Below are 14,979 nucleotides of genomic sequence, written 5' to 3'. Positions count from 1 at the left end.
GTATAGTTGAGATTTTCGACCTCGAAGAGCATCTTCTTTCTGGAAATGCTCTGCTCACGGTTGAAATGTTTCTTCTCCCGTTCGAGTTCAAGCTGCATTTTTCGGATGAGGGTAGGGTTGCTCTTGGCCTGGTCACGCAGTTCGAAGACCCGTCTTTTCCTGCCCTGGTTCCGTTTTTCCCTTGCCCGGACACTTTTGCCCAGCCACTCCTCTTCGTGTTTGAGCAGTTTGAGTAGGTTCTCGTGCTGTTTGGCCAGTGCCTGCATACGTGCCTCTTTCTGCTCGAGGTAATCACGGTAACCGCCACGATAGGAGACGAGCTTCTGATTCTCCACCTCTATGACGCGTGTGGCGATGGTATCGATGAAATGCCGGTCGTGTGAGATGAAGAGCAGGGTGAACTTCTCTTTGAGCAGTATCTCCTCAAGGAACTCCACCATATAGACATCGAGATGGTTGGTCGGTTCATCCAGCAGCAGGACATCGGGTTTTTTCAGAATGAGCGAGGCCAGAGCGACACGGCGCTGTTCTCCTCCCGAAAGTGAGATGACTAGGCGGTTCTCATATTCTTTGAGCTTGAACTCCTGCAGTACCCTTTCTATCTTGTCATCAAGGCTCCAGGCATTGTGGTGGTCGAGGTAGGCGGTAACCTTCTCGAACTTTTCCAACAGTTGTTTGTCCTCAAAGTGTTCTGCGACCTGCAAAGAGAGTGCATCGTACTTCTCTTTGGCCTCTTTGAGTTCGGTCAGTTCATTTTCTATGGCTTCTTTCACATTCAGAGCAGGATCGAAAGCAGGCTGTTGTGAAAGCATTTCTATCTGAATGGAACGGTCAATGATCCTCTTGCCGTCGGTAGGTTTTTCTTCCCCCAGGGCAATCTTCATCAGGGTAGATTTCCCGCAGCCGTTCTTCCCGACGATGGCAACCCTCTCCCCCTCATTGAGATGGAAGTCGACACCATTGAGAAGCAGTTTGACATCGTACTGTTTTTTGATATCGAAAAGATCAATGAGTGCCATGAACCTGCCTTTTTGTTTTTTTTGCAAAATTATACTCTTTTAAGGCTTGCTAAAGTCCATCGTGATATATTGTGGTCTTTATACAAATCCAGAATATACAATAGAAATTATTATAAAGGAAACACCATGTTGGAAATCATTGTCGGACTCTATTCACTCTATATACTGATGCGGCTTTACATTGCATTTATGCAGATAGGGTATATCAATACTGAAAAACGAAAAGATCCGGTCCTGATGCCGGCAGGGAAATATATGGTGGCAGCAAATTATGCCGTAGCCAAAGAAAAACTCGGGATTATCGAGACTTTTGTGGACTACTTGATGTTTCTCTGGTGGGTTTTCTCAGGATTTGCCTGGCTCTCTTCGCTGTTCCATGTGAATGGCAGTGTCGAGAGTTCTGTGCTTTTTCTTTACGGATTTATGGCAGTGAACTATATTGTCGGACTTCCTTTTTCTCTCTACCAGACCTTCAAGATCGATGAGGCATTCGGTTTCAACAAGATGACCCTGAAAATGTTCGTTGTCGATGCCTTCAAGTCCATAGGTTTGTTTCTAGTGCTTGGCGGAGCAGTTTTTGCTGTGCTTTCCTGGATCATTTCTTCGTATGAAATGTGGTGGTTCTGGGGATTTGTCCTGATGTTCGCCATCGCTGTGGCGGCCAACCTTCTTATGCCTTTTTTCATGGGACTTTTTAACAAATTCTCCCCGTTGGAAGAGGGGGAGCTCAAAGATGCCATCGTTGCACTGATGCAAAAGGCCGGGCTGAAGAGTGACGGGATATTCGTCATGGACGCCAGCAAGCGCGACAGCCGTCTCAATGCTTTTTTTGGCGGACTGGGCAAGAGCAAACGCGTGGTACTTTACGATACGCTGCTCGACAAGCTGAACAAAAAAGAGCTGCTTGCCGTTCTGGGGCATGAACTGGGGCACTTTTCACATGGGGATATCTGGAAGAACATTGCATTGATGGGACTGCTTCTCTTCATTGCATTCTACCTTTTTGGGCATTTGCCCGATTCATTGTTCATACAGATGGGTGTTTCTCCCTATGCCGGTGTGCAGATAGCCATGCTGATGCTGTTGCTCCCGCTGCTGAGTTTTGTGTTCACGCCTTTCATGTCCTATGTCAGCCGTCACAATGAATATGCTGCCGATGAGTACGGTTCGCAAATGGGAGGGAAAGAGAATCTTGTTTCCGCCCTGCTCAAACTCATTACAGAGAACAAAGCGTTCCCCAAGTCCCATCCCCTGGTGATCTTTTTTTACCACACGCACCCGCCTGTGCTGGAGCGCCTCAAAGAACTGGGCTACGATGCCGGCAATGTGATCGTTGGGGAGGAAAACCCGGAAGAGCCGCCGTTGCCCGGTGACGGGATCTTTGCCTATATGGATAAAAAATAGTTTTTTAGGTAGAATGGAAACTATAAAGGCCTGTATATGAAAGATTTGTTAAAACGTATTGTCAGTGATCCTGATATTTGTCACGGTAAACCAACGATAAGGGGATTGAGATATCCTGTAGAGACGATCCTTGAACTTTTGGGAGGCGGTATGAGTGTGGAAGAGATACTGAAAGACTATGAAGACTTGGAACATGATGATATTCTGGCCGTTTTGCAGTATGCTTCCAAACTTTCGAAGGTCAAGTCCATCCATACGGTTGATACTGTCTGATGAAATTTCTTCTCGATGCGCAGCTTCCCAAAAAACTATCGTATTTTTTGCAGGACAGAGGCTTTGATGCCCTTCATACATCTGACCTGGTAAACGGAAACAGAACGAAAGACAGTGAAATAAACGATATATCCGTTAAAGAACAAAGAGTGGTTATTTCAAAAGATATGGATTTTGTGGTTTCCCTGCTGCTTTCGGACAAACCGTATAAACTGCTTTATATCAATACCGGGAATATTCATAATGAAGCATTGAAAAAGCTTTTCAGTAAAAACCTGGAGCGGATGATTACCTGTCTTAAATCAAATAAACTGGTTGAACTGACACCCAGGCATATTACAACATACGGATAAACGATATGACTGTCAGACAAATACTCCCATGGGCACAGGAACGGTTGAAAATCTCGTGCGAACGTCCTCAATTCGAAGCAGAACTGCTGTTGGCATACCATATGAAGAAAGATCGCACCTATCTGATGCTTCACGATAATGATGAGGTGAAAAATATAGAAACATTTAAGGACCTGATTTCACGCCGGGCAGCGCATGAGCCTTATGAATATATTGTAGGAGAAGTCAGTTTTTATGATACCTATCTTTATACGGCACCCAATGTTCTTATTGCCAGACCTGAAACAGAGATCCTTGTTGAGCAGGCAGCTCGTATTATTGAGCGTGAAAAAATGACAAAAGTGATAGAAGTCGGTGTGGGGTCAGGTGCGATCGCTGTTATGCTGGCAAGAAAATTTCCCGATTTGCAGATCGTAGCTACAGACATTTCAGAGGATGCACTCGCCCTGGCTCGCAGAAATATCGCAAGGCATGGTGTAGAGGATCAGATCACACTGAAGAAAACGTCTGTTATCGATGGTGTTCAACTGGATGCAGAAATGGTTGTGAGCAATCCACCGTATATTGCCGCTGATTTTCTTTTGGAAGAAAACGTTTTTTCCTATGAGCCGCATACGGCACTTTTTGGAGGAGATAGAGGCGATGAACTGCTGAAACAGATTGTTCTGGATGTTAAAGAAAAAGAGATCAAATGGCTTGCCTGCGAAATGGGATATGACCAGAAAGAGTCTATTGCTTCTTTTGTTAAAGAAATTGGAGTACAATCCGTCGAATTTTACAAAGATTTTTCCGGGCTTGACAGAGGATTTATCATTGAGTTTATATAGGGTGTTGTCTCCTGACAACACCCATAACTACAAAATATATAAAGGGTGTTGTGAGGGTACAGCACCCTACAGAATAAAAGGAAAAAAATGAACAAATATTTCAGAATCGCCACAATGGCATATCTTATTTTACTGACAGCTACGCTGGGAGCCGGACTTTTTGCAGGTATTGTCGTAGCACCGGTGACCTTTCATACAGAACAGTGGCTTGGCGGTACAGTCCTCAGTCATTATCAGGAAGGGCTTATTATGACGCAGAATTTCGTGAGGCTCTCCTATCTGGTGAACTTCATGCTGGTTGCAGTGGCTTTGTATGAAGGATACAAATATAAAAAATTTGAGAGAGATACTGTTACTCAGGTAGCGACTTTCTTTGTTTTTGCCACAGGGTTGCTTTTTTCACAGTATTACATACCTGATATCATCACCATGCAGATGGCAGGCGAAAAAATGACCAAATCGGCAGCTTTTATTGCAACACACAAGGGAAGCGAGATCAATTTCAAGATCTTCTCCCTGGCGCTTTTGGTCCTGATAGTACGCAATATGCAAAAAGCATGCAAATGACAACTGCTTGTCCTTTGCAGCTTCGAAATCGGAACAGTCGGAACGCAGTGTAGCCGTGAAGGCTGATAAGCTTCTGACGAAAAAAAGTTAAATTTAGGCAAGGATGGAGAAAATGAGTGATGCAATTTTGGAACACCCCTTCAAACCTATCGTTTTCAACGATACCAAAATCCTGATACTGGGGTCTTTCCCCAGTATCAAGTCGTTTGAGAACAACTTTTATTATGCCCATCCGAGAAACCAGTTCTGGAAGATTCTTGAAGCGCTGACAGGCTACCCTGTCAATAATCGTGACCAGAAGATATGGCTGCTCAAGGAGTGCAAACTGGGGCTTTGGGATATGATAGGTTCCTGTCAGCGCGACAACTCGCTTGACAGTTCTTTGGAAGACGAAGTGGTGAATGATATTCCCGCTTTACTTTCAGCCTATCCGAATATAGAGAAGATCGCATTTACAGGCAAGAAAGCGCAGGCACTGTTCGAGATGCATTTCTCCTATCTTGAGATAGAAAGAGTTTACCTGCCGTCACCGTCGCCGGCATAGGCTTCTATGACTTTTGAAGAAAAAGCTGTACACTACGCAAAAAAATTAGAAATGAGAGATGAACAATGGCAGTTTGGGCAGTAGGCGATATTCAGGGGTGCTACGGTGCCTTTATGAAGCTGCTTGAAAAGATCGACTTTGATCCCGCACGGGACAGGCTGTGGCTTGCCGGTGACCTGGTGAACCGAGGCAGCGGCTCGTTGGAGACGCTGGAGTATATTTACAGTATCAGAGAAAGTGTCGAGGTAGTACTCGGCAATCATGATCTCAGTCTTATTGCGGCTTACTACGGTATCAAAAAATCCAACCCGACGATCGATCCCATATTGAACTCATCCCGTTCCAAAGAGCTGATCGACTGGCTGCGAGGGCAGAAGTTCCTTCATGTGGATTACAAACTGGGGTACTGCATGGCGCATGCAGGGATCTCTCCGGAGTTCGACCTGGGTATGGCACTGCAGTATGCCAGCAGGGTCGAGCAGAAACTGCAGAACGATGAAGGCGCAGCGGCGTGGCTGGCAAAGATGTTCAAAAACGGTATCAACCGTTTCAACCGGGACTCCAGCAAGATAGACATTGACCGTTACATCGTCAGTGCCTTCACCCGTATGCGCTTCTGCTACAAAGACCAGCGGCTCGATTTCGACCAGAAAGGGCCTCCGACGGATGCGTTGAGGGCAAAGGGACTGAAACCCTGGTTCGAGTGTGAGAACAGGAAAGATATTGACCTAAAGATCATCTTCGGGCACTGGTCGACACTGGGTTTTTACCAGGACGAACACGTTCTGGGACTGGATACGGGGTGTGTCTGGAACGGAGAACTGACCGCTGCGCGGCTCGACACGGAAGTACCGAAGATCGTTTCCGTGAAGTGTGAAGAGGGGATCGATCCCGAAGCGTAGTATCAGGAAATGATATGCCCTATGAATTTGGACATGTTGTCTAAATAATAATGTGTTTTATCTCGTTTTGGTTTTACTTTTTTGTACCAAACTGCGTTTCAACTTCTCAAAAGCTTCAGATCGTTTTACCTTATCCATTTTCTCAAGATTTAGCATTTTCCACTTTACTGATGGAAGCTGGTCGATATTTTTAAACGGCAACAGACCCCAATCAGGAGCTCCTTTTTTAAAACCAAGTAGAAATGCTTTATGGTTCTGCGTTAATTTCTGATGCAGGAGTTTTATCAGTTCTTTTCTTGTCTCTGTCAAAAGTGCTAATTCTATAGGTTCTGTAGTCATACCTACAAATTGTTCTTCAAAGGTATGGTTAATATCTATGAGGTTAGGCTGTAGTAGTTTGGAGATAGGCTGACTAGAGCTGATAAGATAAACAATAAACACATCCATAAGTGAGTCACTAATACCTTCATTGTCAAGTAATCCTCTCACATCAAAAAAGTCTCTTGGATGCTGACGGTCAAGTGCGGCACATATTTTTCCTGCATAGAGATCATCATGATGCACTACCAATGTCTCTGCAAAACCAAATGCTTCTTCAACTGTAGGGCTAACTATTTCTACGGTTGGCTCTTTAACCGTTCCTCTCATAACAGGGGAGGTCTCTATTTTGATACGCACACCATCTTTTTCAACTTGGAGTTTAGAAAGTGTACCGTCACCTCTTTGTTCCAGTCTATATACTTTTGAACCTCTCAGGCTTCTTTCAATTTCTTGTGCAATTCTCTCAAGTGATTCCGCAATATGCTTTAGACTGCTTGTTCTGTCTTCAACTGGCAAATACATCAAATCAATATCTACAGAGAGTCTGGGCATATTTCTGACGAACATATTGATAGCTGTCCCACCTTTGAGTGCAAAACAGTCTTCATTGTTGATGTATGGCAATACTTCTAAAAGTAGCTGTACCTGTTTGTAGTAAATATTTGAACTATCAAGCATTAAATCCCTTTGGTACGGTGATCATATAGGTTTTATTGTAGTTTCCGTCTTTTACTATCTGTAGTTTGCCTGCTCCCAGCTCTAACTCTTTACTGATATGTTTAGCCCAGGGAAAGTTATAGTAGTTGGCAAAGAAAAGAAACAATCGTTTTACTTTTCTACTGTTACAGTTTTGAAGTAACTTGTTTAACACCCTTGGACTCAATGTTGTCAACCCTTCAAATATCTCTGCAACAAACTGAAAAGTGATTCCTTCTTCGTCTATCTGATAGAGAAGTTCAAGTATGGCTCTTTCCGGAGAAGAGACAGTAATCTGCCAATCTCGTATAGAGGTATTCTCTTTCTTTAATCCCAAATCTCCAAAGAGAGGTTTTTTGTGAAAGGAGAATGAAAGTGATTCGATTTGTTTTATCCATGCAGGAGGTTTTTCGGCTCCATAAAGAGAGATGGTCTTTTCTCCACCTATAGGTAGATAGTGTGCATACCCCAGTATATTCAGTGCAGAAAGGCCACCTACATGAAAAGGCAGTTCTGCAAGTTTCTGCAGACCCAGTACCGCTCCTTGCCATTCCAGTATGGATGAAGGTCTTAGGTATGCTCCTCTTCCAATTTTTGTAAGCCATCCATGTTTTACATACATATAAAGCAGTTGAGGTGAATATCCATTGGCGGTAAGCCATGTACTTGGTGCAACGACACCTTCGGGTAACAATTGATATAGTTGTTTTAATTTTAACTCTTTTTCTAAACTCATAATTTATATTCTATCATATTTTAGAACCAAATATATTATTTAAGTTCTAAAAAATTAAAATAACTAAAGTGTAAATTTATATATTGTAATTTTTTAAAACTAAATAGAAAGAATGAGGCATATATTCATGGGGTAAAGTGGTCTGCGGATATAGCGGGTATAAAAGCTAAGGGGTGATGCTAATGCTATCATACTTCAGTCTTTTTTATAATCCTCTGCACAGTTGCTTGATTAAGTTACAATACTTTAGCAATCATATACTGTGAATACCCTTGCCGGTAGGCTTTGACTATCTTCTCATTTCTCTCTTTTTTGTCTATATCAGAAAGGAGCTTAGCATTGGCATCACCAGCCCCTATGGCCAAAAGCATTATCCAACTAGGCATTTTTGATAAAAAAATATTTCTAAAATGACCTTCCTTTTGTTTGTGAGTTACTGTATCATTAGCATACTAATACAATTATTAAGTAAACAGATTTTGAAATATATTGTAAGTTAAAAGGACAAATATGCTTGAGGTAAGAAAAAACACATTTGCAAGAAGTTATGAAAATACTTTTTTTAGAGAATTTTCTAAAGAATTATCTAAGCACTTTGAAGAGAAAGGTTTTAATGGTCTTCTTTTGGGTAGTCCTTTTTGTGAAGTGGAGGAGAGGCTTCAGATTGATGCACTGCTTATAACAACTAATGCTATTTGTATTATAGATTTTAAAAACTATTCCGGAAAAATAAATTTGCCTGACCATAATAACTTTGAACAGGGTATTTGGACAAATGAAAAAGGAGATAGGGTTAAGGGTGGTAGTTCTATCAACCCTTTTGTTCAGCTAGCCATACAGAAAAAACGATTTGAAAAAGTTGTTAACCGGGTGGTTAAGCCCTATATCCTTTCATCCGATGAACTAAATATTTATCATACCGATAAAATTGTTTGTTTTCAGAATGATGTAGAATTTAACAGTGATGTGCCACCAAAATATACGAATTTTCATATTACGGATAAAGCACATTTTATTGAAAAGATTTTAGATGTTATTGATATTACAAATCAAACAAAATTAAGCAAGAAATCATTTGAGACTTTTAATGAAGCTTTTCTAGCGGCTCCTTATAAGTTTGATGAGCCAATAGTTGAAGAGAAAGCCCAGGAATATAAAGAAATCTCTACACACTTTGATCAGAGTTTATTACATGATGACCAAAAGGCTGCGTTGACTGAAATACATTCATTTTTAAACAATAGTGAACAGCAGATATTTGTATTGCAAGGTACACTTAACAGCGGTAAGTCATACCTAATACCTCATATTCAAGAGTTAGCATACCAAACAGGAATACAGGAGGTAGAAGTATTTGCCCCATCAGCAAGAGTAGCAAATAATTTACTCTCCTCTGTGAATCTAGAAAATATTAATAGTATATACTCATATATTTATGGCGGTGAAAAACAAGTTGCTGATTCAACAGATAATAAAGAAGCAGACCATGATGACGGGGAATCATCATTTGAGATTATCCCTCTAAAATCTTGTGATAATTCAGACAAAGCATTATTTATTGTCGATGAGTCTCAATTGCTATCTGACTCTCACTATCAGTCATTTGATATGATGTTTGGTACAGGACATCTTTTGCAGGATTTTTTAACTTTTACTGGTCTTAAGGACAAAAATAGAAAAATTATCTTTATCGGTGATCCTTATCAGCTTCAACTTGGAAACACAAGTGAATCACCTATGAATCCTAAATATCTTGAAGAGCATTATGCACTTTCTGTCTCTGCCATGCAATTACTTGATAAAGAAAACTTTTCACATATAAATCATGAAGCACTAAAGTGTGTCAAAGGGATGAATGCAGAACAATATAATCTGCTTTCTTTTTCGTTCAATGAAAAATTTTCTATTTTAGATAAACATGAAAGTTTGTCTGCGATACGTACAATGATCAATAAAGAAAGCTCTGGACATGTTCTAACGTATAGTAATGAAGATGCCAATAAAGTCAACCTTTGGATCAAAGATAAAATTCTAAATACAGGGAAAAATATTGCTCCCGGTGATCTGGTTTCGTTTTATAATAATATTACACTTGCTAAAGACAATGATCCTTTTGCAGCACCTAAGAAAATATATAATGGAGAATTTGCCACAGTGGTTGAAGTGTCTGACATTAGGACAGAGTCTATTACCCCAAAAGGAAAAAGTCCCGTTGAACTAAAATTCAGAGAGATAATACTTAGACTTAAAACAAGTGGAGAGATCACAACTGTTTTGACATTGGAAAACTTTAGATTAAATCCAAAAGCTGATTTATCAGATGAAGAACTCACTGCATATAAAGTCCTTTTGAATATGCAAAAACAAATTGAAGAAAAAAAATACCCTTTTGAAAAATCTAAAGAGCATAGTAATGCATTGCGTTCAAATGAATATTTAGAACTTCAAAAAGAAGTAAACCTTTTAAGCGAAAAGTTTAAAAATGGTGAAAAAGTGAAAGGGGTTTTAGAAGAGAAAGAGGTTGCACAACGAAAAATATTACGTGTGGCAAAAAAAGCTTATAAAAAAAGTATAGAATTAAAGTTATATGCTGATTCCTCCTCTAAATATTTCCAATATAAAAATGCTGCATTTTTAAGATTTGGATGGGCTATGACAGTGCATCGATCTATGACTTATCAGTTTGACCATGTTATATTTAATATGAATCAGGGAGAGGGAAGAGGTCGCAATAATGATAATTTCTTTAGATGGATATATACTGGTCTCAGTCGTGCAACAGATAAAATACAATTAATAAATTATGAGTCCATTAGTCCATTCGATAAAATTATATTGAGAGAAGATGCATTAGGAGTAAAACCTAAAGAAGCATTATTTCATTCAGCAAAAGAAGATCAGAATGAAAGGTTGAAAAATTTTGAGGCATTTATTTCAAATAAACTGCAATCATTACATTTAACGATTGATACTATTGAACATTTCAATTGGCAAGAACGTTATAATATCTCTGGTAAGAGTGGAGAAGAACTTATATTAAATGTTTCATACGATGGGAAAGGGAACTTCAAAATACCAACTGTTATGAAGTCTGAACCAACAGAATTTGGTGAGTCTGTTATTGGGCAAATTAAACAAAAAGTACCATTGACGCATTTTGATTTTATAAAAGACCATTGGCGAAGAGAATCCTATCTCCTATTAGCTAAGTACCTTGAGGAGATATCAATACATATTGAAAGTATAATCCCAAATAAGTACCATGATACATTAAAACTCTACTCAAATGAAGATGAATTAGAAATTGATATTTGGTATGGTGCTGATGGGATGTTTAGTAAAATAATTTCAAGATACTATAGTAATAATGCTATTTGGGATGCATTTAAACAAAGTATTGAACAGATTAGATCAGGAGATTATTATGCTAACTAGTAAAGAGGTTTTTGCTAAAAGGAAAGAAGGCAACATTGTAGAAGCATACAACATGGCTTTGGCATTAGTAGATAATAATCCCCATGATGAGTGGAACATAAAAGCACTTGCATATTGTATTATCGATATGCTCAAACAGGCTGTTAATATCAATGATTTTGCTGCTGCACAGAATTTTGCATCAGATCTGAACGGATTAAATATTGATCAGAGTGATGAAATTTTAATAAGAAGTGTCAATAGTGCTAAACAGTTATCGGATCCTCAAAAAAAGATTATCTCGGAAGCTAAGGCATTGAGTAAGCAAGGTAGGCATAATGAAGCACTTAATGCATATCGAACAGCACTTCAAAGATTCCCTAATGATATAGCACTTCATGAAAGTTTAGGGTGGGAACTGTATCGTGTAGGTAAACTTATGTTTGAAGCAGAAAATATAGATCTATATCCAGCCAAAAAGTTGTTGGCAGAATACATTAGATTACAAAACGAAAGACCTTCTCTTTTACACTCATTATTTTTGAGGTATGCCGATAAACTTATTGGGATGGAAGGGTTTAATTTGGTCACATTTTTAAAACTGTGGGATTTAAATAATCTTACGCAAGAGGATTATCAGCCTTATGCGGCAGATAATGGTAAAACATATCCAAGTATTGCAGAAAAAGTTATTCAACATGCTGCCAAAGATGCGTTGCACAAAAAACAAACAGCTGATGTGGCCTATATACTTCCTTTTATCGATAAAGCAATTCAAAAGTTTTCGGATAACTTCTGGTTGATTTATTATAAGGCAAAATTGTTACATCTTGTCGGTCAAAACGATGCTGCATTTGAATTCTCTATTTCTGTTACCAAAACCAAGGTTAATGAGTACTGGGCTTGGGACTTGCTTGCTGAGATTTTATTAGATATAGATAGAGAGAAGGCTTTCTCGTGTTACTGTAAAGCGCTTCTTTGTAGAGGAGAAGATAAATTTCTAGCAAATGTCAGAATTAAATTTGCAGAGTTGTTGATAGCAAAGTCTATGTATCCGGAAGCAAAATACGAAATAGATAAAGCCATTGAGAGTAGAGAAAAAGAAGGATGGAAAATCACGGAAGTTCTTATGGGTTACCAAAACAGTGATTGGTACACAAATACGACAGCTTCTCAAAACAATCAAAATTTATATAGAAATAATACGGAGTTGGCAGAGACATTACTTTTTGACTCAATGCCATGGTTAAATGCTATTGTAGGAGATAAATTTACACTTCCAAATAAGCCAAATAAACCAAGAAGAAAAATATTTATTGCTTTAGCTGGGAAAGAAACACCATTGGAGATGACTGTCCCAGAAAACAAATATGATTTCAAGTCTCTATCTGTAGGTGAAGGTATAAAAATAAAAGGTGAAGTTGATCAGGAAAACAGATTTCAGATTTATCTTATAGATAAAAGAGTTATTGCTGAAAAATGGGATATTTTCCAGGAGCAGATAGGAATTGTAGACCATATTAATCATGAAAAAAAGATTGCCCATTTTATTGTCGATAAAAATATCAATGGAATTTTACGTTTTTCAGATTTTTCTATAAAGTTTACTATAGGGGATACTTTGGCATTTAGATTGTCTACCTATAAAAATGACAAGGGAGTTCGACACACAGTACTGACTTGTAGAGAAACAAAAGAACAACCCAAAAGTAATGTTGTAAAACAATTTAGTGACAGTGTAAGGGTTTCTAACGGATTAGGTTTTACAAATCATGATGTTTTTATAGACAGATCATTGGTAGAACACTATAGTATTGAAGAAGACAACGTTGTTGCTGGAATGGCTGTTTTAAACTACAATAACAAAAGAAACACGTGGGGATGGAAGGCAATCCTGATAGATAATGTAGAGAAGTATTGATGATTATGATATATTGAAGACAAAAGAATTAATACTATGACAGTAGTATGAAAATAGAGGATGAAAAGTTTAAGGGGTGGGGGAAGACCTATGGTATCAAAAGTGACAAGTGGCAGAAAATTATTGTTGAAACTCAAAAACGCTTTAATTACTTATAAGCCCTGTAAGTAGGGGTTATTGTGATAGTTATGGTTTAACGATATGCCCCACAAATTTGGACATATTGTCCAGGATTTTCCCGCCTTTTCTGAACCCGAGTCCGCAAGCCTCATAAGCATAGAAGACACCGGCCTGGTAGGATAGGTCCTGATTGTCTTTGGGCAGTTCCGTATAGGTCTGGTAAACCATTTTATGGTTGGCGTAGTCACCCTCTACCGATTCGATGGCTCCGGCATTCGCATCCAGTATGCTGACATTGCCGCCTTCTCTTCCGAATATGGGCTTTTCTACCTGTTTCTGACCCGGTAGAGGCTCGAATGAGGTTTCAAGCAGGAGAGGGTGGTGTGGGTAAAGGTCCCAGAGTATTTTGAGCATCGCTTTGCTCTGGAACATCAGTGTATAGGCGGGGTTGAAGATGATGGCCTTTTGGTTTTTGACGATGTGGGTCAGCAGCATGGCGAGGTCCGACTCTTCGAGCGCGATGTCCTCCCAGGGAATGAGTTTGAACCAGAGCTCATAATTCTCCTCGTTGTAGAAGATCCCCTCTTCTGCGGAGAACTCGATCTCGTCCATGTAGGCGAACTCGGTATCGTAACCCGCTTCCGTTGCGATGTGCTGTAGAAGCCTGACCGTGTTCTCTTCTTCGGCATTGCCTCTGATGGAAGTAAAAAGGAATTTCCATCCCTCATAGCGTTCTTCAAAACCGGAGACATCCTCGTCAAGCGTGACAAGGCGTTTGAAATTGTCGAGAAGTGCTTCGTAGAGGGCATTGAACTGCGCCGCCTCTTCCAGTCCGTTCTGCTTCAGCATGGCCCACTGGATCACTGCTGTTTCAAAGAGGGCGGTAGGTGTGTCTGCATTGAATTCAATCAGCTTGATCGGTTTGCCGTCGATCCCTCCTGCAAGATCGAAACGTCCGTAAAGATGCCAGTGTACTTCGTTTTCCCAGGATTCTTTGATGAGTTCTACAAGGTTGAAAGGAATACCGATCTCGTGAAAGAGGTTGTGCTCCACGATGTATTCACCGGCTTCGACATACATATCATAGAGTGTATTCGCTGCTTCGTAGTAGGCTTCGGCTTCCGCTTCAGAAATGACAACGAGCTCATCTGAAATGTAAGCACTTTCATCGCTGTCCGTATGCCAGACAAAACCGAGAGATTCAAGGTATTCCGGTGTCAGAGGTATGGTTTTCTGTAATGCTATCATCGTTTATCCACCGAAAAAACCGCCGCTCCTGCCGGAGCTTTTTTTCCCGCCGAAGAAACCGCTTCGTTTTGCAGCGGATTTTCTCGGTTTGCTGAAACTGTTTTTGCTTCTTTGGTAAGTTTGGGGAGACTTGTATCCTGCTTTACGGTTGTTCTGATAGTTTTGATTACCAAACAGTTTGTTTCCGATCCAGGAGCCGAGCATGGCACCTGCAATACTGGAAAGAAGTACCGATCCCAGCCCCATACCTTGTGAAACATCAGGATTTTTCTGTGTCAGAGGAGAGGTGCCGTTATCAATTTTGGCTGCTTCTTCTTTAACGAGTTTGTCCATTTCTTCTTTTGTGAGCACTCTTTCTTTGCCGTCAAGCTGTTTCAGGACAATACGTGTTTCATCTGCCGGGAATTCATCTTTGATCTTGTATTTTCCGGGAGCAGTCTCTTCAATAATAACAAACGCACCTTTGGCCTGCTGTGTTTCCTGTTGTGTATTGCTGCTTGTGCATCCCGTTACACCGGTGGCGAGCAGAGTACCTAGGCCTGTTGCCGCGGCAATGGATGAGAATTTTTTAATGTATTTCATATGTAGATCCTAAAGAAAATGTTTGGGGTATAATAGCAGAAAAATACTAAAA

At 40.1% G+C, this 14,979-nt stretch carries 14 protein-coding genes; 9 read left to right on the top strand and 5 right to left on the bottom strand.

What is annotated here, in order from left to right; all coding sequences use genetic code 11:
- A partial coding sequence (locus tag F8L24_RS01980) for an ATP-binding cassette domain-containing protein (protein ID WP_365937951.1) occupies nucleotides 1–1,046 on the bottom strand: 1,046 nt, incomplete at its 3' end.
- A gap of 99 nt (nucleotides 1,047–1,145) precedes the next feature.
- Between F8L24_RS01980 and F8L24_RS01975 the strand changes: the two genes are divergently transcribed.
- The 7 genes from F8L24_RS01975 (at nucleotide 1,146) to F8L24_RS01945 (ending at nucleotide 5,889) form a co-directional block, all read left to right on the top strand.
- Entirely contained in the window at nucleotides 1,146–2,423 is a 1,278-nt protein-coding gene (locus F8L24_RS01975) for a M48 family metallopeptidase (RefSeq protein ID WP_294951220.1), read from the top strand.
- A gap of 36 nt (nucleotides 2,424–2,459) precedes the next feature.
- Nucleotides 2,460–2,696, top strand: coding sequence for a DUF433 domain-containing protein (locus tag F8L24_RS01970; protein ID WP_294951219.1), 237 nt, complete (start codon nucleotides 2,460–2,462; stop codon nucleotides 2,694–2,696).
- A complete protein-coding gene (locus F8L24_RS01965; RefSeq protein ID WP_294951218.1) occupies nucleotides 2,696–3,049 on the top strand; it encodes a DUF5615 family PIN-like protein in 354 nt (117 codons plus the stop codon). Before F8L24_RS01970 ends, F8L24_RS01965 begins: the two co-directional genes overlap by 1 nt.
- Nucleotides 3,050–3,054: 5 nt before the next feature.
- Nucleotides 3,055–3,876 carry a peptide chain release factor N(5)-glutamine methyltransferase gene (gene prmC, locus F8L24_RS01960; RefSeq protein ID WP_294951217.1) on the top strand — a complete coding sequence of 274 codons (822 nt, stop codon included), beginning with the start codon at nucleotides 3,055–3,057 and terminating at the stop codon, nucleotides 3,874–3,876.
- An 87-nt stretch (nucleotides 3,877–3,963) separates the two neighbouring features.
- Nucleotides 3,964–4,443 (top strand): DUF4149 domain-containing protein, encoded by a 480-nt coding sequence (locus F8L24_RS01955; protein ID WP_294951216.1) that lies wholly within the window; start codon nucleotides 3,964–3,966, stop codon nucleotides 4,441–4,443.
- Between the two features lie 112 nt (nucleotides 4,444–4,555).
- Nucleotides 4,556–4,987, top strand: coding sequence for a DNA-deoxyinosine glycosylase (locus tag F8L24_RS01950; RefSeq protein WP_294951215.1), 432 nt, complete (start codon nucleotides 4,556–4,558; stop codon nucleotides 4,985–4,987).
- 65 nt (nucleotides 4,988–5,052) lie between these two features.
- Nucleotides 5,053–5,889, top strand: a complete 837-nt coding sequence (locus F8L24_RS01945) for a symmetrical bis(5'-nucleosyl)-tetraphosphatase (RefSeq protein WP_294951214.1) — start codon at nucleotides 5,053–5,055, stop codon at nucleotides 5,887–5,889.
- Between the two features lie 57 nt (nucleotides 5,890–5,946).
- Here the strand turns inward: F8L24_RS01945 and F8L24_RS01940 are convergent, their stop codons facing one another.
- On the bottom strand, nucleotides 5,947–6,888 hold the full coding sequence (locus F8L24_RS01940) for a nucleotidyl transferase AbiEii/AbiGii toxin family protein (RefSeq protein WP_294951213.1): 942 nt from the start codon (nucleotides 6,886–6,888) through the stop codon (nucleotides 5,947–5,949).
- Nucleotides 6,881–7,642, bottom strand: a complete 762-nt coding sequence (locus F8L24_RS01935; protein WP_294951212.1) for a type IV toxin-antitoxin system AbiEi family antitoxin domain-containing protein — start codon at nucleotides 7,640–7,642, stop codon at nucleotides 6,881–6,883. The genes F8L24_RS01940 and F8L24_RS01935 overlap by 8 nt, the downstream gene beginning before the upstream one ends.
- 510 nt (nucleotides 7,643–8,152) lie before the next feature.
- Here F8L24_RS01935 and F8L24_RS01930 point away from each other — a divergent pair.
- Both F8L24_RS01930 and F8L24_RS01925 read left to right on the top strand, forming a co-directional pair.
- On the top strand, nucleotides 8,153–11,077 hold the full coding sequence (locus F8L24_RS01930; protein WP_294951211.1) for an NERD domain-containing protein: 2,925 nt from the start codon (nucleotides 8,153–8,155) through the stop codon (nucleotides 11,075–11,077).
- A complete protein-coding gene (locus tag F8L24_RS01925; protein ID WP_294951210.1) occupies nucleotides 11,067–12,977 on the top strand; it encodes a hypothetical protein in 1,911 nt (636 codons plus the stop codon). The genes F8L24_RS01930 and F8L24_RS01925 overlap by 11 nt, the downstream gene beginning before the upstream one ends.
- Before the next feature lie 186 nt (nucleotides 12,978–13,163).
- On the opposite strand, the gene F8L24_RS01920 is transcribed toward F8L24_RS01925, so the two are convergent.
- The gene (locus tag F8L24_RS01920) at nucleotides 13,164–14,345 is read right to left on the bottom strand and encodes a glutathionylspermidine synthase family protein (protein WP_294951209.1); all 1,182 of its coding nucleotides are present in this window, start codon (nucleotides 14,343–14,345) and stop codon (nucleotides 13,164–13,166) included.
- A 3-nt stretch (nucleotides 14,346–14,348) separates the two neighbouring features.
- On the bottom strand, nucleotides 14,349–14,927 hold the full coding sequence (locus F8L24_RS01915; protein ID WP_294951208.1) for a UPF0323 family lipoprotein: 579 nt from the start codon (nucleotides 14,925–14,927) through the stop codon (nucleotides 14,349–14,351).
- Nucleotides 14,928–14,979 lie beyond the last annotated feature (52 nt).

It is taken from the genome of Sulfurovum sp. (assembly GCF_015493435.1).
In the GTDB taxonomy this organism is placed as follows: Bacteria; Campylobacterota; Campylobacteria; order Campylobacterales; family Sulfurovaceae; genus Sulfurovum.
The sequence above is the reverse complement of the archived record's forward strand: the minus strand, read 5'-3'. Positions and strand labels throughout refer to the sequence as shown.

What these genes read in the sequence shown, in the direction of transcription:
- F8L24_RS01950 (WP_294951215.1), top strand. Translation starts at nt 4,556, where the DNA reads ATGAGTGATGCAATTTTGGAACACCCCTTCAAACCTATCGTTTTCAAC.
- F8L24_RS01975 (WP_294951220.1), top strand. Translation starts at nt 1,146, where the DNA reads ATGTTGGAAATCATTGTCGGACTCTATTCACTCTATATACTGATGCGG.
- F8L24_RS01970 (WP_294951219.1), top strand. Translation starts at nt 2,460, where the DNA reads ATGAAAGATTTGTTAAAACGTATTGTCAGTGATCCTGATATTTGTCAC.
- F8L24_RS01935 (WP_294951212.1), bottom strand. Translation starts at nt 7,642, where the DNA reads ATGAGTTTAGAAAAAGAGTTAAAATTAAAACAACTATATCAATTGTTA.
- F8L24_RS01915 (WP_294951208.1), bottom strand. Translation starts at nt 14,927, where the DNA reads ATGAAATACATTAAAAAATTCTCATCCATTGCCGCGGCAACAGGCCTA.
- F8L24_RS01955 (WP_294951216.1), top strand. Translation starts at nt 3,964, where the DNA reads ATGAACAAATATTTCAGAATCGCCACAATGGCATATCTTATTTTACTG.
- F8L24_RS01940 (WP_294951213.1), bottom strand. Translation starts at nt 6,888, where the DNA reads ATGCTTGATAGTTCAAATATTTACTACAAACAGGTACAGCTACTTTTA.
- F8L24_RS01925 (WP_294951210.1), top strand. Translation starts at nt 11,067, where the DNA reads ATGCTAACTAGTAAAGAGGTTTTTGCTAAAAGGAAAGAAGGCAACATT.
- F8L24_RS01920 (WP_294951209.1), bottom strand. Translation starts at nt 14,345, where the DNA reads ATGATAGCATTACAGAAAACCATACCTCTGACACCGGAATACCTTGAA.
- F8L24_RS01965 (WP_294951218.1), top strand. Translation starts at nt 2,696, where the DNA reads ATGAAATTTCTTCTCGATGCGCAGCTTCCCAAAAAACTATCGTATTTT.
- F8L24_RS01930 (WP_294951211.1), top strand. Translation starts at nt 8,153, where the DNA reads ATGCTTGAGGTAAGAAAAAACACATTTGCAAGAAGTTATGAAAATACT.
- prmC (WP_294951217.1), top strand. Translation starts at nt 3,055, where the DNA reads ATGACTGTCAGACAAATACTCCCATGGGCACAGGAACGGTTGAAAATC.
- F8L24_RS01945 (WP_294951214.1), top strand. Translation starts at nt 5,053, where the DNA reads ATGGCAGTTTGGGCAGTAGGCGATATTCAGGGGTGCTACGGTGCCTTT.